Origin of the sequence: Flavobacterium sedimenticola (assembly GCF_030053345.1) — a bacterium.
Classification (GTDB): Bacteria; Bacteroidota; Bacteroidia; order Flavobacteriales; family Flavobacteriaceae; genus Flavobacterium; species Flavobacterium sedimenticola.
Genome location: NZ_JASGBP010000007.1, coordinates 109,933 through 130,929 on the forward strand (window position 1 = coordinate 109,933; position 20,997 = coordinate 130,929).

Annotated in this window: 20 protein-coding genes; 8 read left to right on the top strand and 12 right to left on the bottom strand. The window is 39.4% G+C overall.

What is annotated here, in order from left to right:
• Positions 1-89: 89 nt before the first annotated feature.
• From QHT84_RS11150 to QHT84_RS11165, 4 genes are all read right to left on the bottom strand, one after another.
• Positions 90-500, bottom strand: a complete 411-nt coding sequence (locus QHT84_RS11150) for a TlpA family protein disulfide reductase (protein ID WP_321169582.1) — start codon at positions 498-500, stop codon at positions 90-92.
• A complete protein-coding gene (locus tag QHT84_RS11155; RefSeq protein ID WP_283239648.1) occupies positions 497-1,249 on the bottom strand; it encodes a DUF4369 domain-containing protein in 753 nt (250 codons plus the stop codon). Before QHT84_RS11155 ends, QHT84_RS11150 begins: the two co-directional genes overlap by 4 nt.
• 80 nt (positions 1,250-1,329) lie before the next feature.
• A complete protein-coding gene (locus tag QHT84_RS11160) occupies positions 1,330-2,742 on the bottom strand; it encodes an MBL fold metallo-hydrolase (protein WP_283239649.1) in 1,413 nt (470 codons plus the stop codon).
• Positions 2,743-2,805: 63 nt separating this feature from the next.
• Positions 2,806-3,591 (bottom strand): sulfite exporter TauE/SafE family protein, encoded by a 786-nt coding sequence (locus QHT84_RS11165; protein WP_283239650.1) that lies wholly within the window; start codon positions 3,589-3,591, stop codon positions 2,806-2,808.
• 237 nt (positions 3,592-3,828) lie between these two features.
• On the opposite strand from QHT84_RS11165, the gene QHT84_RS11170 reads away from it, so the two are divergent.
• Positions 3,829-5,790 (top strand): endonuclease, encoded by a 1,962-nt coding sequence (locus tag QHT84_RS11170; RefSeq protein WP_283239651.1) that lies wholly within the window; start codon positions 3,829-3,831, stop codon positions 5,788-5,790.
• A gap of 46 nt (positions 5,791-5,836) precedes the next feature.
• Here QHT84_RS11170 and QHT84_RS11175 read toward each other — a convergent pair whose 3' ends face one another.
• Together QHT84_RS11175 and mnmE are read right to left on the bottom strand one after the other, a co-directional pair.
• Positions 5,837-7,804: a sensor histidine kinase gene (locus QHT84_RS11175; protein ID WP_283239652.1), complete on the bottom strand. Its 1,968-nt coding sequence runs from the start codon at positions 7,802-7,804 to the stop codon at positions 5,837-5,839.
• Positions 7,805-7,887: 83 nt separating this feature from the next.
• Positions 7,888-9,288, bottom strand: a complete 1,401-nt coding sequence (gene mnmE, locus QHT84_RS11180; RefSeq protein ID WP_283239653.1) for a tRNA uridine-5-carboxymethylaminomethyl(34) synthesis GTPase MnmE — start codon at positions 9,286-9,288, stop codon at positions 7,888-7,890.
• A gap of 147 nt (positions 9,289-9,435) precedes the next feature.
• Between mnmE and QHT84_RS11185 the strand changes: the two genes are divergently transcribed.
• Entirely contained in the window at positions 9,436-10,269 is an 834-nt protein-coding gene (locus QHT84_RS11185; RefSeq protein ID WP_283239654.1) for a universal stress protein, read from the top strand.
• A 53-nt stretch (positions 10,270-10,322) separates the two neighbouring features.
• Here QHT84_RS11185 and dnaN read toward each other — a convergent pair whose 3' ends face one another.
• The 5 genes from dnaN to QHT84_RS11210 all read right to left on the bottom strand — a co-directional run bounded on the left by dnaN (position 10,323) and on the right by QHT84_RS11210 (position 15,097).
• On the bottom strand, positions 10,323-11,441 hold the full coding sequence (gene dnaN / locus QHT84_RS11190) for a DNA polymerase III subunit beta (RefSeq protein ID WP_283239655.1): 1,119 nt from the start codon (positions 11,439-11,441) through the stop codon (positions 10,323-10,325).
• A gap of 62 nt (positions 11,442-11,503) precedes the next feature.
• Positions 11,504-13,189 carry a gliding motility-associated ABC transporter substrate-binding protein GldG gene (gene gldG / locus QHT84_RS11195; protein ID WP_283239656.1) on the bottom strand — a complete coding sequence of 562 codons (1,686 nt, stop codon included), beginning with the start codon at positions 13,187-13,189 and terminating at the stop codon, positions 11,504-11,506.
• On the bottom strand, positions 13,189-13,914 hold the full coding sequence (gldF, locus tag QHT84_RS11200) for a gliding motility-associated ABC transporter permease subunit GldF (RefSeq protein ID WP_283239657.1): 726 nt from the start codon (positions 13,912-13,914) through the stop codon (positions 13,189-13,191). Before gldF ends, gldG begins: the two co-directional genes overlap by 1 nt.
• 43 nt (positions 13,915-13,957) lie before the next feature.
• Positions 13,958-14,254, bottom strand: coding sequence for a putative quinol monooxygenase (locus QHT84_RS11205; protein WP_283239658.1), 297 nt, complete (start codon positions 14,252-14,254; stop codon positions 13,958-13,960).
• Between the two features lie 18 nt (positions 14,255-14,272).
• The gene (locus QHT84_RS11210) at positions 14,273-15,097 is read right to left on the bottom strand and encodes an SAM hydrolase/SAM-dependent halogenase family protein (protein ID WP_283239659.1); all 825 of its coding nucleotides are present in this window, start codon (positions 15,095-15,097) and stop codon (positions 14,273-14,275) included.
• Between the two features lie 124 nt (positions 15,098-15,221).
• Between QHT84_RS11210 and QHT84_RS11215 the strand changes: the two genes are divergently transcribed.
• From QHT84_RS11215 to QHT84_RS11230, 4 genes are all read left to right on the top strand, one after another.
• Positions 15,222-16,175, top strand: coding sequence for a PhoH family protein (locus QHT84_RS11215; RefSeq protein WP_283239660.1), 954 nt, complete (start codon positions 15,222-15,224; stop codon positions 16,173-16,175).
• Positions 16,176-16,427: 252 nt separating this feature from the next.
• Positions 16,428-17,375 carry a phosphoribosylaminoimidazolesuccinocarboxamide synthase gene (locus QHT84_RS11220; protein WP_283239661.1) on the top strand — a complete coding sequence of 316 codons (948 nt, stop codon included), beginning with the start codon at positions 16,428-16,430 and terminating at the stop codon, positions 17,373-17,375.
• A 149-nt stretch (positions 17,376-17,524) separates the two neighbouring features.
• Entirely contained in the window at positions 17,525-17,902 is a 378-nt protein-coding gene (locus QHT84_RS11225; RefSeq protein WP_283239662.1) for an ankyrin repeat domain-containing protein, read from the top strand.
• Between the two features lie 183 nt (positions 17,903-18,085).
• Positions 18,086-18,568: a hypothetical protein gene (locus QHT84_RS11230; protein ID WP_283239663.1), complete on the top strand. Its 483-nt coding sequence runs from the start codon at positions 18,086-18,088 to the stop codon at positions 18,566-18,568.
• A 62-nt stretch (positions 18,569-18,630) separates the two neighbouring features.
• Here QHT84_RS11230 and QHT84_RS11235 read toward each other — a convergent pair whose 3' ends face one another.
• Positions 18,631-19,719 (bottom strand): M42 family metallopeptidase, encoded by a 1,089-nt coding sequence (locus QHT84_RS11235; RefSeq protein WP_283239664.1) that lies wholly within the window; start codon positions 19,717-19,719, stop codon positions 18,631-18,633.
• An 80-nt stretch (positions 19,720-19,799) separates the two neighbouring features.
• Between QHT84_RS11235 and QHT84_RS11240 the strand changes: the two genes are divergently transcribed.
• On the top strand, positions 19,800-20,519 hold the full coding sequence (locus tag QHT84_RS11240) for a DUF4294 domain-containing protein (protein ID WP_283239665.1): 720 nt from the start codon (positions 19,800-19,802) through the stop codon (positions 20,517-20,519).
• 115 nt (positions 20,520-20,634) lie between these two features.
• Positions 20,635-20,916, top strand: coding sequence for a hypothetical protein (locus tag QHT84_RS11245; protein ID WP_283239666.1), 282 nt, complete (start codon positions 20,635-20,637; stop codon positions 20,914-20,916).
• The last annotated feature ends 81 nt before the right edge of the window (positions 20,917-20,997 follow it).

Below are 20,997 nucleotides of genomic sequence, written 5' to 3' on the forward strand. Positions count from 1 at the left end.
ATCAGAAAGGTTTTTTTTAAGACTTTGGATATAAGTAAAATAAAAAAATCTCCCGAAGGAGATTTGGTATCAGGGGATATCAAAATTGATTAGTTAGCCTTTAAAAGTTCCTTTATTTTGGCTTCCATGGCATCATGCGGTAAATCGATACCTATGATTTTGCCCTTTTTATCTAAAAGAAATGTGGTTGGTAACAATGAAATTCCATATAGTTTAGCAATAGGATCTTCCATTTCTTTTAAGTTGGATATTTGCGGCCAAGTCAATCCGTCTTTGGCAATGGCTTGTTCCCATTTGGCTCGGTCATCATCCATGGAAATACTGATAATATTCAGTCCTTGGCTATGGTATTTTTGATACAACTTTACAATCTCAGGATTGGCTTTCCGACAAGGCGGACACCAAGAAGCCCAAAAATCTAAAAGCGTTACTTTACCTAAATGGTCTTTTAGTGCAATTTGTTTTCCCTTAGGATCGGGTCCTGAAAAGGCAGGCGCTATTTGATTAACGACGAGGGTTGTCCCGCTGCTGGCTTTTTTTTTAAAGCATCAATGTTTTCTTTGATGGATTTACCCGGTTTGGTTTTTTTCAAGCTTTCGTCTAACGCATTGTAATTGTCTTCAATATCCTTCGGAGTAAACTTCGGATTGCCGGCCATCATTTGCACAATCAATACACTGATAAATGATTTAGGATGCGTTTTAGGATAACCAAAGGTATAATCGGTGATGTCTTTTTGAATGATATCATACTCTTTTCTTAGCTTGTTCAATGCAGCAGTATCATTATTTTTCTGCGCTTCTTCGATTGCGGTTCTGTTTTTCATTTGAAACTCCATTACTTTGCCTTGCAATCTCTTTTGAATTTTTTCCGATTCATTGTTGAATTTGGTAAACTCTTCGTTGCTGTAGGTTCCGCTGATTTTAGATTTTACCAAGCTGTCTTTGTTCACTTCCACATTGATTTCTCCGCCTTCTAAAATGATAGGAAGTTTTCCGTTGACTTTATCTATTTGAATAAAATGAATTTCAGGCTCATTGGTTTTTCCTTTGAATTCAAAAGCGCCATCTACAATTTTCACCGTATCGATAGCGGCAAATCCCATTCCCATCGGACCTTGTTTTTCTAAAAATACCAAGCCGGTTTTCACACCTTTTACTTTTCCGGTAACAATATATTCGCCTTCAGCTAAATTTTTACACGAAAACACAGTAAAAGCTACGGCTACTAAAAGAATTAATTTTTTCATTTTTCTGTTTTAAATTTTAACGTCTGCAAATGTATTTAAATTGCAATACTATACGAGTAAATTTTGGTTTTTTTTACGGTTTATTTTTTGGTAGACGGACATACAAATTGTGTACAAGGTACATTGGTTTGCTTGATGCCGTTCATTCCTTTTTCTACATTTATCATCTGATGAATACCTCGCGATTTAAGAATCGAAGCCATGATTACCGAACGATAACCTCCGGCACAATGCAGGAAGAAAGGTTGATCTTTCGGAATACTTTGAAAATTTTCATTTACCGAATCCAGCGGAATGTTAACTGCATTTTCTACATGTTCAGCCTCATATTCTCCCGGTTTACGCACATCAATTACAAGGCTGTCTGAGGTTCTTTTGGCCGAAAATTCTTCCGGAGAAATAGAAGCAATACTATCGGTTTCAAATCCGGCGTTTACCCAAGCATCTATGCCGCCTTGCAGGTACCCCAAAACATGGTCAAACCCAACGCGGGAAAGTCGGGTAATGGTTTCCTCTTCTCGTCCTTCCGGGGTTACCAATACTAATTTTTGATGTACATCTTTCAGTAATGCACCTACCCATGGGGCGAAATTCCCCTGAATGCCGATAAAAATCGAGTTAGGGATATGGGCTTTCACGAAATCATTTTCATGACGAACATCTAAAACAATAACATCACCTTGGTTGGCAGCGGCTTCAAAAGCGGCAGGCGATAATGCGATGTTGCTTTTTTCGATGATAGTATCCAAACTTTCATACCCTTGAATGTTCATCAGTACGTTTTGAGGAAAATAGGCCGGAGGTGCTCCCAAGCCTTCTAAAAGTTCTTTTATAAATTCTTCCTTGCTCATATCCGCACGCAAGGCATAGTTGGTTTTCTTCTGATTGCCTAAAGTATCCGTAGTTTCTTTGCTCATATTTTTGCCGCAAGCACTTCCGGCACCGTGACTCGGATATACAATTAAGTCATCGTTCAATGGCATGATTTTATGGCGTAATGAATCGTAAAGATAAGAGGCTAATTTTTCCTGAGTTAATTCTTCGGTTAATGCTTGAGCCAAATCAGGTCGGCCCACATCACCTATAAATAGAGTGTCGCCTGTAATAATGCCATGTGGTTTTCCGTTTTCATCGGTCAGCAAGTAACAAGTGCTTTCTAAGGTATGACCCGGAGTGTGAATGGCTTTTACGGTGTAACGGCCTACTTTGAATTCCTGATTATCGGTAGCAATAATGGCTTTAAAATGTGGCGTGGCAGTTGGTCCGTATACTATAGCACCACCACTTTTTTGAGCCAAATCTAAATGACCGGATACAAAATCAGCATGAAAATGCGTTTCAAAAATGTACTTTATTTTGGCGTTATCTTTGGCTGCTTTATCTAAATACGGTTGTACTTCGCGTAGCGGATCAAAAATGGCGGCTTCCCCATTATCTTCTAAATAATAGGCTGCTTGAGCAATGCATCCGGTATATATTTGTTCAATTTTCATAGTAAAATGGTTTGTACAAAAGTAACGATAAGATAAACAATACTATTTTGAATTTGGAATACTTTATGAAAAAACTTCTTTGTAAAAAATAAAGAAAGCCATCACTAAGATAAACAGGGCGAATATTTTCTTGAGCAGTTTTTCATTAATATATTTTTGAACATACAAGCCGATAAATATCCCAATGACAGATAAGCCGGTAAAAGACAATAAAAAAGGCCAGTCGATTGTCATGGTTTGTACATCGCCTAAAAACCCTATCAGTGAATTGAGGGTAATTATCAGCAAAGAAGTACCGATAGCTTTTTTAATAGTCAGTTGTGCCAATCGCATCAGGGCCGGAATAATTAAAAAGCCACCACCGGCACCAATTAAACCGATTAAGACACCTACCAAAAATAATTTTAAAAGGGTGAAAAAAGGATGCTTGGTTTTGGTCACGGTTGTATCAGTATCTTTTTTGAGCATTGCTACTGCGGCCCAAAACATCACCACAGCGAACAATAACATCACCAAAGTGCTTTTCGTGAATTGAAAAGAAGCAAAATAAAATACCGGATCAGGTATGGCCGGCACGATAAACTTTCGGGTAAGATAAACCCCAATGACCGAGGGAACGGCAAATTGTAATGCGGTTTTGGGTGCTACCAATCCTTTTTTGAAATTTTGAAAAGTTCCGAAAGCCGAAGTAGTCCCTACAATAAACAAGGAATAGGCCGTAGCAATTACCGGATTGAGACTCAGCAGATATACCAATATCGGAACTGTTAAGATGGAACCACCACCGCCGGTGATTCCCAATACCAAACCAATACAAAAGGCTCCGATGTAACCAAAAAACTCAAACATTAGGATTGCTTATAATCAAAGTAAAAGTAATGCATTTCTATTTATTATCAGCATTCTCAACCTAGTTGCGTGCAAAAATATGTGTTTTAACATCATATAGTAAATTTCTTCTAACGGCGACAAATAATTTAAGTTTTTTCTTTAAAAATAAAGTAGAAGCGTTAATTAACATTTATAAAAAATATAAAATTTCTGTAATTATGGGGCTTATCAATACATTTGACAAAATTTCAATTAATGCTCAAAAAATTATTTTTTTGGCTGTTGATGGCGTCCACATCAATTGCCCAGTCTCAAGTGCTTATTAATGAATTCGATTCAGATACGCCCAGTACCGATGATAAAGAATTTATAGAAATCAAATCGGCCACTCCTTTCTTTTCCCTGAATGGCTATGTTCTTGTATTTTTTAACGGTACCGGTTCTTTGGCCGACAAGAGTTATTATACGATTAGTCTCAATGGCTTAACTACCGATGCCAATGGTTTGGTTGTGGTAGGAAACAATTTAGTGTCTCCGGTTCCGGAACGTATTTTTAACAATAGCAGCATCCAAAATGGTCCGGATGGGGTAGGTTTGTATTTGGGTTCTACTTCCGATTTTCCTTTAAATACGACTGCGACTACCACTAATTTGGTAGATGCTTTGGTGCATTCCAATAATAATACACAGGCTTCATCGCTGCAAACTTTATTAGGTGTAACTACTCAGGTGAATGAAAACGCAAACAGTCAGGGAACCACACAATCGATTCAGCGTAAAAGCGACGGTACTTGGGAGGTAAAAGCGCCAACCCCGGGAGCGCTTAATGACGGAAGCGGAATTGTTTTTAACGGTATAACCATTACGGTAAACACGGCTCATAAAAATGAGGGCAGTAGCTTTCCGATTACGTTTACCACGCAAACTAATGTGACTTCCGATTTGACTTTTACTTTTACACTTAATAGCGGCTCATTTACGAATGCCGACTTTACCGGAAACACTACTGTTTTGATTCCGTCCGGCACCAACACATTTACCACTACGATTACATTGGTTGACGACACCATTGACGAAGGCGATGAGGTTTTACGCATCAGGTTTGGGACCTTACCTTCGGGTTTTATTCGCTTAAACGATAATATTGATATTCGTGTGGTGGATAATGATTTTACGACACTTCCTTTCGGAACGCCTTTAAATCCGACTTACGGGAACGTGACCAGTACGGCTCCGGCCGGTTACTATGACGCTATTGAAGGATTATCGGGCGCGGCATTAAAACAAGCTTTGCAAGGCATTATTGCCAACCCCTCAGTCGTTCGGGCGCACAGTTACGGTGATGTTACCGATATTTTGAAAGTAGCCGATCAGAATCCGCTTAACAGCAACCAGGTTTGGTTAATGTATGTGGAAACTCCCCGAGCCAAATTGGATTTTCAAAGTACGTCCAGTAATGTAGGTTCCTGGAACCGAGAACATATTTATCCGCAATCGCGCGGCGGATTTGCCAATGCAACTTCCGATATTCCCGATGGTATCAATGTTTGGGCGGCTACCGGTCCCGATGATATTGCCGCCGGTCATGGTGATTCGCACCACATTCGTGCCGAAGATGGACCTGAAAATACGTCACGCAGTAATAAAGATTACGGTTTAACCGGATACAATGGGCCTAACGGTACACAAGGCTCTTGGAAAGGCGATGTGGCTCGTTCTATTTTTTACATGGCGGTTCGCTATAATGCTTTGAGTGTGGTGAATGGCGATTTACCGGATAGTACTGTAGGACAGTTGGGTGATTTGGCTTCGTTGTTGACATGGAATGTTACCGATCCGAGAGATGATTTTGAAATGAATCGCAACAATTACATTTACACCTGGCAAATGAATCGCAATCCCTTTATTGATTATCCCAACTTAGCCGATTACATTTGGGGTTCACACGCCGGAGAACCTTGGTTTTCTTCGTTAGCTGTGGCACCTAATGACATGTTGCGTTTTGCTTTATATCCGAATCCGACTTACGGCAGCTTTACCGTGTCGGGGATTCATGAGGCCGGTGTTTTGGAACTTTACAATACTATGGGTGTGAAGGTTTTTGAACAGTCATTTACGGGCGAAAGTCGTTTTGAGGTGAAAGTATCGGCCGGAATTTATTTGGCCAAAGTAATCAGCAACAACCGTTCGGCTGTCCAAAAGATAGTAGTGCAATAGTTTGTTTGGAAAGATAAAAAAAGCCTGTTGATTCCAACAGGCTTTTTTATTTGAAGAAAATGGTAAACGTAGTACCTTTATTCACTTCACTTTGTGTTTCTATGCGACCTCCCATGGCATCAATCTGATTTTTAGAGATAAAAAGGCCAATACCTTTGGCGTCCGGATTGCTGTTGAAGGTTTTGTACATACCGAACAGATTGTCGCCGTTCTTTTTCAAATCAATTCCAATACCGTTATCGGCTATGGTTAAAGCTTTATTTTTTTCATTATATGTAATGGAAATCATCGGCTTTCGGTCGGGATGACTGTAGCGAACGGCATTCGATATAAAATTGTGCAGTATGCTTTCTAAGTAGGCTGCGTTGTAGGTGATTTGAATGTGTGGCGGCACTAAGTTTTCTACGGTAGCCTCTTTATCTTGTATTTGTTTGTTCAGTACAGCAATACTTCTTTCTATAAAATGATGCAGGTTTAAACTTTCGATGGTCAGGTTGATATTGGTTCGGATGTTGACTACTTCATTCAGATTTCGCATCGTTTCGTCGAGCGATTTGGAAACTCTCTTGAGCAAATCGACCATTTCTTCTTGCTCTTCCTGAGTTTTTACGCCTTCCATCAGATTTGAAATCAATTCGATGTTGCTGGTATGCGATCTCAAATTATGCGAAACGATATACGAAAAGTTGAGTAATCGTTTGTTTTGTTCCGAAACCAATTCAAAAGAACGATTGAGCTCTTCTTCCGCTTTTTTCTTATCGGTTATGTCTTCAACGATGGCAATGTGATTTAATACGGTATTATTTTCTTTCCACAATACCGCTACAATCAGATTCACCCAAACAATATTTCCGTTTTTGTGGATGTATCTTTTTTCCATCCAAAAATCTTTAATCGCACCGCTTTTGATTTTTTCCATGTTGTCCAAGTCGGCTTGCAAATCATCAGGATAGGTAATGTCTTGAAAACTCAACTGTAAAAGTTCATCGGTAGTGTAACCCACGATGCGGGCATATTCTTTATTAATCGTGATAAAATGACCGGTGGCCGTGTCAATTTTAGCAATGCCTACCGGAGCCTGATCGACAATGGCACTGAACTCGGCTTCGCGTTTGATGATTTTTTGAGTTTGAATCTCAATTAATTTCTGCAATTCGGCGGGCTTTTTTAAAATACTGGTAATCCACAACCCGGCTATAAAGGAAAGTAATAATCCCAAGGAAATAGAAGTGTAAAGCTGATTTATAATGCTGTTTTGATTTCGGGGAATGAGGTACAATTTCCAATCACCATCGGGGATATGAACCATCAAATAGGATTTCTTTTTCATACTGGTTCGATGCGGCAGAAAAAATTCTTCTTTACCGGTAGTTGGGTTGGTTTTGGAAAATTGAAAGTAATACTTAGTATCGTCAATCGTATTCAAACCGGATTCTCGGATTAACGTCTCCAAATGAATAACCACCGCTGAAAATCCCCAAAATCGGTTGTTTTTATACACCGGTAAACGCCCTACAACACCTAAGCCACCTTGTTTTAATTTGAGTGGCCCGGCAAAGTACATTAATTTTGAGTTCACCGATTTTTGAGCTTCCAATTTTACATAAGGCGTATTGAGAATGTCGTAATCGATAGCGGCTTTGTTCTCTTCGTAAGGGTAAACGTATTTGATAACTCCGTTCGGGACTAATTGAACCGCATCAATGGCTTTGTTTTTATCGACTAATTCCGCCCCAATTTTTTCAAAATTTTCGGGTTTCCCTTCGTCATTAATGGTCATGGCCAATGTTAAGGCACACGTGTAACTGTTTTTTAAAACTTGCTCAAAATTTTGCTGAACGACATTGAGAATGTTTGACATTTCCCTACGTTCATTTTCTTTTACCACTTCATAGCGCAACTTTATCACTACACTTACTAAAGCGAGTGTGATGATGAAAACGACAACACCGGAAGTGGCAGGTCTCTTTAAAAACCAATGCGATATCTTTTTCAAACTGTCTTTGAAGTTCATATAGGGTTGGTTTTATTTTTTCAAAAAGGAATTGCCAGGTTTATGTTTTGACATTTTGAAATTTTACTACTCGTAAAAATACATTATTTCCCAATACAAAAGTTAGCAAAAATATTGCCCAGAAGCTCATCATTAGTAACTTCCCCGGTAATCTCGCCAAAATAATACAAAGCTTGTTTGATGTCGATGGCCATTAAATCTGAGGATAATCCCGATTGTAAGCCAAACTGTACTTTTTGGATTTCTTCTAACGCTTTGAGTAACGAATCATAATGACGTGTATTGGTGACGATGGTTTCGTTATTCCGCAGAGCACCGGTATTAACAAACGAGAGCAATTGGTCTTTTAGGCTCTCAATACCGGTATTGGTTTTGGCTGAAATGGTTTCAAGTTTTACGTTTACTGCTTCAAGTTGCTTACGGATGTTCTCGATTTCTGCTTTTGAAATTAAATCAATCTTATTGATAACTACAATCAAAGGTTTTAGGGGAAACTGATTTTTAATTTTTTCGATTTCAATTATAAATTCTGAACTTGAAACCTGAAACTTTACACTTTCAAACAGATATAGTACTACCTGCGCCTGTTCGATTTTCTCAAAAGTTTTTTTGATGCCGATGCTTTCCACCACGTCTTTGGTTTCGCGTATTCCGGCAGTATCAATAAATCGGAAGCCGATACCGTTAATGACCAATTCGTCTTCTATGGTGTCGCGCGTAGTCCCGGCTATGTCCGAAACAATGGCGCGCTCTTCATTGAGCAAAGCATTGAGCAACGTTGACTTTCCCACGTTGGGCTCGCCAACAATGGCTACGGGAATACCGTTTTTAATTACGTTACCCACGGCAAATGAATCGATTAAGCGTTTGAGCACAAATTCGATTCGGTTTAACAGCTCTTTAAATTGAGTTCGGTCGGCAAATTCTACATCTTCTTCGGCAAAATCCAATTCGAGTTCAATAAGTGACGCAAAATTGAGTAACTCTGCTCTTAATTTGGCTATTTCATTGCTGAAACCGCCACGCATTTGTTGCATGGCAATTTGATGACTGGCTTCGTTATCCGAGGCAATCAAATCGGCCACGGCTTCGGCCTGTGACAAGTCGAGTTTGCCATTCAAAAAAGCCCTTAAGGTAAATTCACCCGCTTGCGCCATCTTACACCCTTTTCGCAATAATAATTGAATGATTTGTTGCTGAATGAAAGTGGAACCGTGACAGGAAATTTCAATCACATCTTCACCGGTATAGGAATGCGGATTTTTAAAAACAGACAGTAATACTTGATCGTATATTTTACCGTCTTCGACAATATGACCTAAATGAATGGTATGGCTTTTTTGTTTCGCAACAGACTTTCCGGAAACCGATTGAAACACAGCATCGGCAATAGCAATCGCTTTTTGTCCCGACATCCGGATGACGGCAATAGCACCTGCACCTGATGGTGATGCTAATGCCACAATAGTATCCTGCGCAATCATAGTATATTAAAATAGTTGGCAGCAAAGTTAAGAAAACTAAAGCAGAAATGATTTTATATTACATGGTCGTTAAATCCGTTAGAATCTGATAATTATCATCTTAAATCGTGATATAAAATGTAACTTTACGTTTTAAAGCTTCTCGGTATGAAAAAATTTTTAGTTCCCTTAGACTTTTCTGAAACTTCAGATAACGCTTTTATATATGCTTTGGAGTTGGCCAAAATACTCAAAGCCGAATTGTTGTTGTTGCACACCTTTGAATTACCGGTCATTGAAAGTCAGATGATGCCAATAAACTATGCCACCATCTACGATAGTATTCAACTGACTAATTTTGATCATTTTAAAGAAAAACTACCACAGTTAAGGGCTATAGCCGAAGCCCATCATTTGGAGCATATAGCTATGAATCATATTTTGATGGATGGCGATTTGTTGGCTTCCATAAAGAAAGTGATTGCGCAGGAAAGTGTAGATATGGTGGTTATGGGAACCAATGGAGCCGAAGGATGGTTTGATAGTTTTATCGGAACCAATACCGGTTCGGTAATCAGTAATGTTTCGGTTCCTGTTTTGAGCGTGCCTATGGGTGCCCAATTTTCGAAAATAGAAAATATAGCGTTTACGACGCGATTCAGAAAAAAAGACATCGAAGCCTTGGTTAAACTATTGCTTTTTGCCAAAAAGATGAAAGCCAAAGTAAAATGCTTGTATGTAAAAACAGCCGACTCCGATGTGACTGCGGAAACGATTAAACGATGGCAGTCGCACTTTGAGGACGAACAACATTTACAGTTTCATATTATTCCGAATGAAAATGTCATCGAAACCATAGAAGACTTTTTGGTAAGTCAGGAAATCGATATTTTGGCGATGCTCACCTACAAGCGCAATTTTTTTGTCGAATTGTTTACGACCACTACAACACAACGATTGTCGTATCATGTGCAAACGCCGATTTTAGCGTTTCACGAATAAAAAAAGCGTCTCATTTCAAATGAGACGCTTTTTCGGTATAAAGGTTAGTTTTTTTAGTTGTTGAGCATCACCGGCATTACTAACATGGTTACGGTTTCGCCTTCATCCAAACCGTCTATCGGAGTTAAAATTCCGGCGCGATTCGGCATCGACATTTCCAACATAATTTCATCCGACTGTAGGTTGGTTAGCATCTCCGATAAGAATCGAGAGTTAAATCCAATTTGCATGTCGTCACCTTGATAATCACAAGTCAAACGCTCTTCGGCCTTGTTGGAGTAATCAATATCTTCAGCCGAAATATTCAATTCGGCACCCGCAATTTTCAAACGAATTTGGTGTGTAGTTTTGTTGGAGAAAATCGCCACACGACGTACAGAGTTCAATAACAAGACGCGGTTAATCATTAATTTGTTCGGGTTTTCTTTCGGGATAACAGCCTCGTAATTCGGATATTTTCCGTCAATCAAACGACAAGTCAATACATAACTGTCGAAAGAAAAAGTAGCGTTAGAGTCGTTGTATTCAATAGTCACATCCGATTCAGAGGTGCCCAAAATACCTTTTAAAATATTCAAAGGTTTTTTCGGCATGATAAAATCAGCTACTTGAGACGCTTTTACATCGGTGCGTGCGTATTTTACTAATTTGTGCGCATCGGTAGCCACAAAGATTAAGCCTTCCGGAGAAAACTGGAAGAACACACCGCTCATAACCGGACGCAAATCGTCGTTTCCGGCGGCAAAAATGGTTTTGCTAATAGCCGTAGCTAATACTTCCGAAGGAACCACCGTAGAAGAAGGATTGTCTAAGCTTACCGATTTTGGGAATTCTTCTCCCGGAGCGTACGCAATAGCATATTTACCCGAATTAGAGCTGATTTCGATAGTACTGTTTTCTTCTACTGTGAAAGTTAGCGGTTGTTCCGGAAATGTTTTTAAAATATCCAACAATAATTTCGCCGGGACAGCCACGCTGCCTTTACTGGTAGAATCGATTTCTAAAGTAGCCGACATGGTGGTCTCTAAATCAGAAGCGGAAACCGTTAAGTTTTTATGGTCTAATTCGAAAAGAAAATTGTCTAATATGGGTAAGGTATTGCTGCTGTTAATTACACTACCTAAAACTTGCAGTTGCTTTAATAAGTACGAACTCGATACTATAAACTTCATTGGTTGTTATTTTTTACAAATATATCTTAAACTAACAGATTTCAAAAAGTTTTTTATTAACATTAGCGGCTGTATTTTCGCTTGCGCAACACCGTAAATACAACGCCGAATAATGCCAGTATTACCAACGGAACGGCTACGGTTATGACTTGCGAATAGGTGTAGTTATCATATACTTTTTGTTTGTCCAATATCGGCAAATCAACTTCCTTGCTGCGAATGTTAATAAGTCCGTTGTCATCCAACAAATAATTCACGCAATTCATCATAAACTCCTTGTTGGCATACACGTTATTGGTCCATTTATCATAACCCAATTCCAAGGGTTGTCCGTTTTTATCCAATTGATTTTTGATGAGGTCACCATCCGAAACCACAATCATTTTGTTGGCTTTCCCCGAATTTTTGAATGTGGTGTCTTGAAACGGTAAGACTCTGTTTTCGTACATCGAGTGAAATTGCCCTTCCAATAAAACCGCAACCGGATAATTCCCTTTTCCGACAAACTCTTTCTGCTCCGGACGCAAGGTTACCATGTTTAAGCTGATTTCGGTCGGCGTTCCTACCAGGCGCGATGCGGAGGTTGAGGAATGCAATAAAACGGTTTTTCGGATGTTGTTACCCAACAATTCAATCGGACTGGCAAAATCAAATTTGATACCGTCCAAGTTGCTCACAATAGGATGGCTGGAAGTAGGATAAACCATGGGTGCATAAAACCAAGGGTATTGCGTATATTGGGTAGCACTGCCTTGTTCGCCGGTCGCTAAAGCAATAGGGGTGTTTTGCAAATCGAATATTAAATCGGGACGGATTCGGATGCCGTATTTAAAGAACATTTCGTTCAGGCCTAAATCTCTGGGAAAAGCCAAATTGGATCCTGTTTCGTTGTACAAACTGTCCATGTCCATTTGTACTTGGTCTACCAACCAAAGCGTTTTTCCGCCGTTAATAATAAACTGGTCGAGGACTTGTTTTTCCGCATCGGAAAAAGCTTCAGTCGGTTTGGCAATAATAGCCAAGTCGTATTTTTTAATGTGTTTGAGTGTACCGGTGGGATTACTCGGAACCGAGTCTAAGGTAAAAGGAGCAATAAAGTAATTTTCTCTGACAGAAGTAATAAAGTTGGCAATGTAACGATCGGGCAACTCGCCGTTTCCGTTGAGAATAATGACTTTCTTTTGTTTTTCTTTAGAAACCGTATTGATAGCATTGGCAAAAGCGTATTCCAAATGTTGCACCGAACTCACCACTTTCTCGGCAGTAGAAGCGCCCATCATATTCTTGAGCAATGGGATTTTGACGCTTCGGTCACCGTAAGTGGCTACAGCCCAAGGAAAAACCACTTCTTGGGTTTGTTGTCCTTTGTCGTTTACCGTTACGTTTACCGGAAGCATGCCGCGTTCTAAGAACGATTGCATGGTTTTATCGCGTTCTTCCTCGTCTTCTAAAGGATTTACAAACTGAAATATGACATTGCTGTTTTGGGCTTTGAACTCTTCTAGTAACTGCTGGGTTTCGGTTTGTAATTTTTTGAATTCTCCCGGAAAATCCCCTTCTAAAAATACATCAATGTATAGAGGTTCTTTTACTTCCCCTACAATATTCAGCGACGTTTTCGATAGGGTATATCGTTTGTCGGCCGTTAAGTCGAAACGCTTGAATGCAAAATGACCGGCAACGTTGAGTACTACCACAAAGAGTAGTGTAAATGCTGTTTTTTTTAAGTTTTGTTGGGCTGTGCTCATTAGGATTTTAAAGATTTTAATTGGTACACAGTAAACGATAAAAACAAGAACGAAACACTCACAAAATATAGGATGTCTCGGGTATCTAGAACGCCTCTCGACATACTTTTAAAATGATAATCCATTCCGATTCGGGCCACAATAGGTTCAAAATCCTTCACGTAATTAGCCAACCCTTCAAAGCCGTAATAAAAAAGAAAGCACAAGAAAACCGAGAGCAAGAAAGCTACGATTTGATTTTCCGAAAGGGTAGAGGTAAAGATGCCTATAGCGGTATACGATGCAATCAAAAACAACAATCCAAAATAGGAGCCCATGGTACTGCCCATGTCGATGTTGCCTTCAGGCAACCCCAAGCCGTAAATCACATATACATAGACCAAAGTGGGCAGTAAGGCCAATACAATAAGGAAAAAAGCACCTAAAAACTTTCCGCTTACAATTTGCCAAACCGATAAAGGTTTGGTAAGTAAAAGTTCAATAGTACCTTGTCTTTTTTCTTCCGAGAAACTCCGCATGGTAACGGCCGGAATCAAAAAAATTAAAATCCATGGGGCTAAAGTGAAAAACGGCGTCATGTCGGCAAAACCGCTTTGCAGGATATTGTATTCGCCATCAAAAACCCAAAGAAACAAGCCGTTGAGTAAAAGAAACAGCGCAATCACCAAATAACCGATGGGGGAGCCGAAAAACGATTTGATTTCGCGTAATGCTATTGATTTCATAGTAAGGTTGTATGTTATAGGTTGTAAAAAAAATGACTTACAACTAAGTTAAACTGACCAATTTGTTTACACTCCACGCTTCGGGTTTGTCGTTAAAGAGTTGCTTGGTAAACGTCCAAACCTCGTCAAACAAAGCCGAACGACGGTAATTTTCAAGGTCCTCTTCCGTTTCCCAAAAACTGTAGGTAAAAAACAATTCCGGGTTGTTTTTGTCCTGATACAATTCTAAGAAACGGTTTCCGGGTGCATTTCGTATTTTTTCTTTAATTAAATTGAAGTTTTCCAAGAATTTCGGAATGTGCTCCTCATGAAAACTCATCTTGACTATTCTGATAAACATGTTGCTTTATTTCAAATCTTAATTTTTAAAATCTATCGTGACCAAATCTCGGTATTGTAATCCCAGAAGCGAGCTGGCCGAACCTACGGTTTCGGGATTGCTTCTGAAAATGGCAATTTCCAAAAAACCGGCTTCATTAAAAATGGCCAACTTTTCGCCTTCATAATCTTTCCAAGTGTACTTATCAGAAATCACGATATCAGAGTATCTGGGTAAAATAGTTTTAATGGTCTGATTTTTAAATTTGATTTCGTACGGTCTGTTTTTTCCCGTTTCTAGAAAAGTTTTTTTGGAAATGTTGGTCACGGCATTGCCAAAATGGTCAATGTAAATTACATAGCCTTTGATTTGCGTATCAGAGGCCAGGGCTTGCAATTCGGTTACCTCTTTAATAGCCGTAATTTCTTTACCAATCACATTGAGCAATCCGCCTTTGGCTAAATGACAAGCTACTTTGACAAATACATCCAAATCGGTTGCCTCTGCCGGTAATCGGTCGTGTATGGTAATAGTTACCAGTTTCTGGGGGACTATCTTTTGAATCAGCATACTCAAAATCCCGTTATCGGCACAAATAAAATATTGGTCGTTCCATTGCATGGCGATGTGCTGGTTATCCCGACTTAACTCAATGTCAACACCAATCAAATGAACCGTTCCTTTCGGAAAACCGGAATAGGCGGCACCTATAATATAGGCTGCTTCGGCAACATTAAACGGATCAATATTATGGGAGATGTCAATAATGGTAGCTTCCGAATATTCGGAAAGTAGCTTACCCTTTAAAGCCCCGACAAAGTGGTCTTTCAATCCGTAATCGGTAGTTAGGGTAATTATTGACATAGATTGTTTATAACTTGATGGAAATTGGGCTCAAAAATAATAAAACCGAAATGGTATTTTGATTAAATTTGGATACAAAGCTAACAATTATCTAGCGAATTATTTTAATTAAATACTGCTGCTTTTGAACGAACGTATTATTGAATTACACGACATTGCACCCAAAGAATTCTGGGGCGCCCAAGATGCTCATCTGGAAACCATCAAAAGATATTATCCGAAACTTAAAATTGTCGCCCGCGGTACTACCTTAAAGGCATTCGGGGAAAAAGAAGAACTCGATGAGTTTGAAAATCGTTTCAACCGTTTGATGTTACATTTTACCCGCTACAATAATATAGACGATAATGTTATTGACCGAGTAATCCAGAGCAATTCTCTGGAAGAACAACGCATGCCCGATCACGACAAAATTTTGGTGCACGGCTTAGGCGGAAAACTCATCAAAGCCATGACGCCCAATCAGCAAAAGTTGGTTGATTTTGTCAATAAAAACGACATGGTGTTTGCCGTTGGTCCGGCCGGAACAGGGAAAACATACACCGGAGTAGCTTTGGCGGTCAAAGCCTTAAAAGAAAAACAAGTCAAAAGAATCATCTTGACTCGACCTGCCGTAGAAGCCGGAGAAAACTTAGGGTTTTTGCCGGGTGACATGAAAGAGAAGCTCGACCCGTATATGCAACCGTTGTACGATGCCTTGCGCGATATGATTCCGCCACAAACCCTGGAAGATTACATTCTCAAAGGCATCATCCAAATTGCACCTTTGGCCTTTATGCGCGGCCGAACTTTGGATAACGCTTTTGTCATCTTAGACGAAGCCCAAAATACCACGCATTCACAAATGAAAATGTTCCTCACGCGCATGGGTAAAAACGCCAAGTTCATCATTACCGGTGATCCGGGTCAGGTCGACTTGCCGCGCCGAACCATTTCGGGTCTCAAGGAAGCCATATTGGTACTCAAAGACATAGAAGGGATCGGAATTATTTATTTGGATGACAAAGACATTGTACGTCACCGATTAGTGAAAAAGGTAATCGATGCCTATAAAAGTATAGAGAACAACGACTATTAAATTTTTCTCTTTTTAATTTTTGGAGCGAATGGCTCGGGAAGTTTCAGTAATGGCAATTCCCGCTGTTCGCTCCAATCTTTTTTGCTTGTGCTTCGACAGGCCCAAAATAATAAGCAAAAAAAGGATTTCCGCTTCCATCGGGGCTAAAAAATAAACGAATTGATTTTCTTTTTTTGCCTAAGAAATTAGAACAGCTTACTTTTGCACGACAACAATTTACCCTGAGCTTGTCGAAGGGCACAACACAACACCATGAATACAATTACTACTACGCACTTCCAGTTTCCTGGACAAAAATCGGTTTATCGCGGTAAAGTCCGTGAGGTCTATAATATCAATGATGAACTTTTAATTATGATTGCCACCGACAGGCTTTCGGCTTTTGATGTCGTGATGCCCAAAGGCATTCCGTACAAAGGGCAAATCTTAAATCAAATTGCGACCAGGTTTATGCAATTAACGGCAGATATTGTGCCGAATTGGTTAATTGCCACACCCGATCCCAATGTAGCAGTAGGACATTTGTGTCAACCGTTCAAGGTTGAAATGGTCATTCGAGGCTACCTTTCGGGCCATGCGGCTCGGGAATATGCCGCCGGGAAAAGAACACTTTGCGGGGTTACCATGCCCGAGGGCTTGCGAGAAAATGATAAATTTCCAGTGCCCATTATAACGCCAACAACCAAAGCCGACAACGGTTCTCACGATGAAGATATTTCGCGGGAATCTATTTTGGAAAAAGGCATCGTTTCGGAGGATGATTATGTGATTTTAGAACAATATACTCGAGCCTTGTACGAGCGCGGTACGGCAATTGCGGCCGGGCGAGGACTTATTCTGGTAGATACCAAATATGAATTCGGCAAAACCAAAGACGGTAAAATCGTATTAATCGATGAAATCCATACCCCGGATTCCTCGCGCTATTTTTATGCCGATGGGTACCAGGAGCGACAAAATAAAGGAGAAGAGCAAAAACAGTTATCCAAAGAGTTTGTGCGTCGTTGGTTGATGGAGAACGGATTTCAAGGAAAAGAAGGACAACCCATTCCCGATATGTCTGAAGAATACATTCAGTCGGTTTCCGAGCGTTATATCGAATTGTATGAAAATATCATCGGAGAGCCTTTCGTTAAAGCCGATATTTCCAATATTCATCAAAGAATTGAACAACATGTGCTGGAATTCTTAAAATCATAAGCAGTAAATCATACTGTAAATCAAACCACGGTCAACCGTGGTTTTTTTTGGCCTAATGTTAAATTTTTGTTATAGTTAACTATTTGGTGCAACGAAAATTAGGTTTTGGTCGTCATACAGGCAATCAATAACTTTTAAATCAAATCATCATGAAGAAAACAATCATTTTCGCAGGCCTAGCTTTAGTAGCTTTTACCAACATTGCTTTAGCAACACACACCACAGCACCAGTCTCTTTGTCTACTGAAGTAGTAGCTTACGATGTAACACCATTGTGTAATGCTATTGTTAAAGGCGACATTGACACCGTAAAGAAATTTATTGAATATGGTGCAGATGTCAACGAGTCAACCAATGGAACTACGCCTTTGATGTTGGCGGCAAGATATAATAAGGTAGAAATCCTTAAATTATTATTGGAAAAAGGTGCAAAACCTGGAGCCAAAGACGAAAGAGGTTACACTGCATTACAGTATGCACAACTTTCAAATGCAGCCGATGCGGTTGCTATTTTAAAACAAGCATAGTGTCTCCAACAAGCGCCGTAGTAATGTCATACGGTGCTTGTTTCTTCAAAAACAAATAGTTAAGATTTTTTAAAAGTTAAAATTTTGTTAAAATTAAGTACTATGCAATACAAGATACTAGTTTTTAGATATATATTTGCATAGAATATTAATAACAATAACAATCATCATCAAATAATCATTATGAAATCAACAATCATTTTTTTAGGACTCGCTGTTTTAAACTTTACTACAGGTATAGCAGCAAATGAATTAAGAACTCAGGATTTAATTCAACAAGAGGTAGTTATGGTAAGTGCCGACAGTGCACAATGCACCAATCTTTTGATGGCTTCTGGAACGGAACAATTCAAAAGTAAATGGGATACTATAGGGGAAGATACCACTATATTCAATCCTAACTCTGTAATCCAATCCACTTATGTTAAAACGGTTACTGATGTAATCAACGAAAACAAATTGGTAACCGAATCATCAAATGATTCGTATCAACCGGTAGTTTTGGAAATGACCTTAGAGGATAAAATTGCTGAAAATAATCAAATTATTGAAAGTGTTGCCGACGCCAATTTTTATCCGTTGGATTACGAAAAAATCAACCGTTCGGATAAAATTACTCAAGTAAAAAACAATTGTGTAGCCGTTCCGGTTGAAATTAAATTATAAGTTTAGGTTAGTTCTTTTACAGTAATGTAAAAGCAAAAAGCATCCCAATCGGGATGCTTTTTTTATTTGAAATACGAAAAAGAAGCGTTGTTCTCAATATTCAGCAAACTTTCATAAATCAGTTTGATAACGTTTTCCACGTCTTCTTTATGAACCATTTCTACTGTAGTGTGCATGTAGCGCAGCGGTAAGGATATTAAGGCCGAAGCCACACCGCCGTTACTGTAGGCAAAAGCATCCGTATCGGTTCCGGTTACTCTGGAAGTGGCGTGACGTTGAAACGGAATTTTTTTGGTTTCGGCAGTATTCACAATCAAATCTCTTAGCGTGTTGTGAACTGCAGGCGCATAAGCAATCACCGGGCCTTTGCCCATTTCTAAATCGCCTTCAATTTTCTTGTCAATCATCGGCGTGGAAGTGTCATGGCAAACATCAGTAACTATGGCAACATTGGGCTTGATGGTTTTGGTAATCATTTCGGCGCCACGTAAACCAACCTCTTCTTGTACCGAATTGGTAACGTATAATCCAAAAGGCAATTTCTTTTTATTTTCTTTCAGCAATCGAGCTACTTCGGCAATCATAAAACCACCCATACGATTGTCAATAGCGCGACACACAAATTTGTTGCCGTTCAAAATCATAAAATCATCCGGGTAGGTAATCACGCAACCGACGTGAACGCCCAGGGCTTCCACCTCTTTTTTACTAGAACAACCACAATCTATAAATATATTATGTAAGGTAGCCGATTCTTCTTTTCCGCGATTCCGGGTATGTATTGCCGGCCAACCAAATACACCTTTTACAATACCTTTGGCGGTGTGAATGTTTACGCGTTTCGAAGGCGCAATTTGATGGTCGGATCCACCGTTTCGAATCACATAAATCAAACCGTTGTCGGTAATGTAGTTCACGTACCAGGAAATTTCATCAGAATGTCCTTCAATCACAACTTTGTACGACGCCTCCGGATTTATGACACCCACTGCCGACCCGTAAGTATCCGTAATAAATGTATCCACATAGGGTTTTAGGTAGTCCATCCACAATTTCTGACCATGAGCCTCGTAACCGGTAGGAGAGGCATTATTCAGATATTTTTCCAGAAATGTTAAAGACGATTTTGTCAGTATAGATTTTACAGCCATAATTTTTTTTCGCTAAAATATAAATTTGGCACTACAGTTGTTAAGGATATTCTATTATTTTTACCTAATAATAACAATCTATGAAATTCAAAAATAACCAATACTCCAAAGGCAAATGTAATCCCTTACTCAATAATTTGCTCTTCATTGTTTTTGTGTTATTGTTTTCTTCCAATCTAAAAGCACAAATCACTACCGATTCCATTCCGAAAAAAGAAATAGATGTTGATGAAAATGACACGGTAATTAAAGATCCAATCTTATTGGAAGAAGTTGTAGTATATAAAGAAAAACTCTCTCCCGAAGAGAAGAAAGCCTTTATGTTGCTCCAAAATCGGGTGTACAAAGTCTATCCTTATGCTCGCGTGGCGGCTGAGCGCCTCATGCTCCTCAACCGAAACATGGAAAAATTAAAGACGAACAAGGAAAAAAAGAAGTATTTCAAAATCGTCGAAGACTATATGGAGAACGAGTTCACAGCCCAACTCAAAAAGTTGTCTCGCAAACAAGGTCAAATTTTGGTCAAATTAATCCACCGCCAAACCGGCTTCACTACCTTCGAACTCATCAAAGATTATAAAAGCGGGTGGAAAGCGTTCTGGTCCAATAACACGGCCAAACTTTTCGACATCAATCTTAAGACCAAATACGAACCTTACGAAGTCAACGAAGATTTTCTCATCGAATCCATACTCGATCGCGCTTTTAATCGCGGCCGATTGGTACCTCAAAAGCCTGCTAATCCTGTCGATATTGATGAACTCACCGAGCATTGGGAGGCCAAAGCCAAGAAAAAATAAGGGGAGCAGCGAATCGCTCGGTTAGTGTCGTTTGGCGTCATTCCCGCTGTCCGCTGTATCTTTTGTTTTGTCCTCCGACTCCCGAAGTTTCGGGACAAGATGACAAAACAAAAGGATGTCGCTGCCATCGGGGCTAAACAGCAATCAACCGGCATACTTGAATCTTTCCAAAAAACTTTCATTTGCAAAAACCACCAAACCAGTCACTTGTAAAAAACTTTGCAAAAAGTCACCTAAAACACTTGCAAATCCTGAAAACTGTATTACTTTTGCACCCGCATTACAACGCAGTTCTTTGATTTTGTTGATAAAAAAATCAACTAAATTATCATCAAAAGTTGTGGGATTGGATAAAACAAATTATCTTAGCAACCCTGATTTTTTGAAAACCAAGTAATTAAAAAATAAATTCAAAAATAATTTTAAAATTACTTGTTAGTTTAAAAAAGATGCTTACTTTTGCACCCGCTAATCGAGA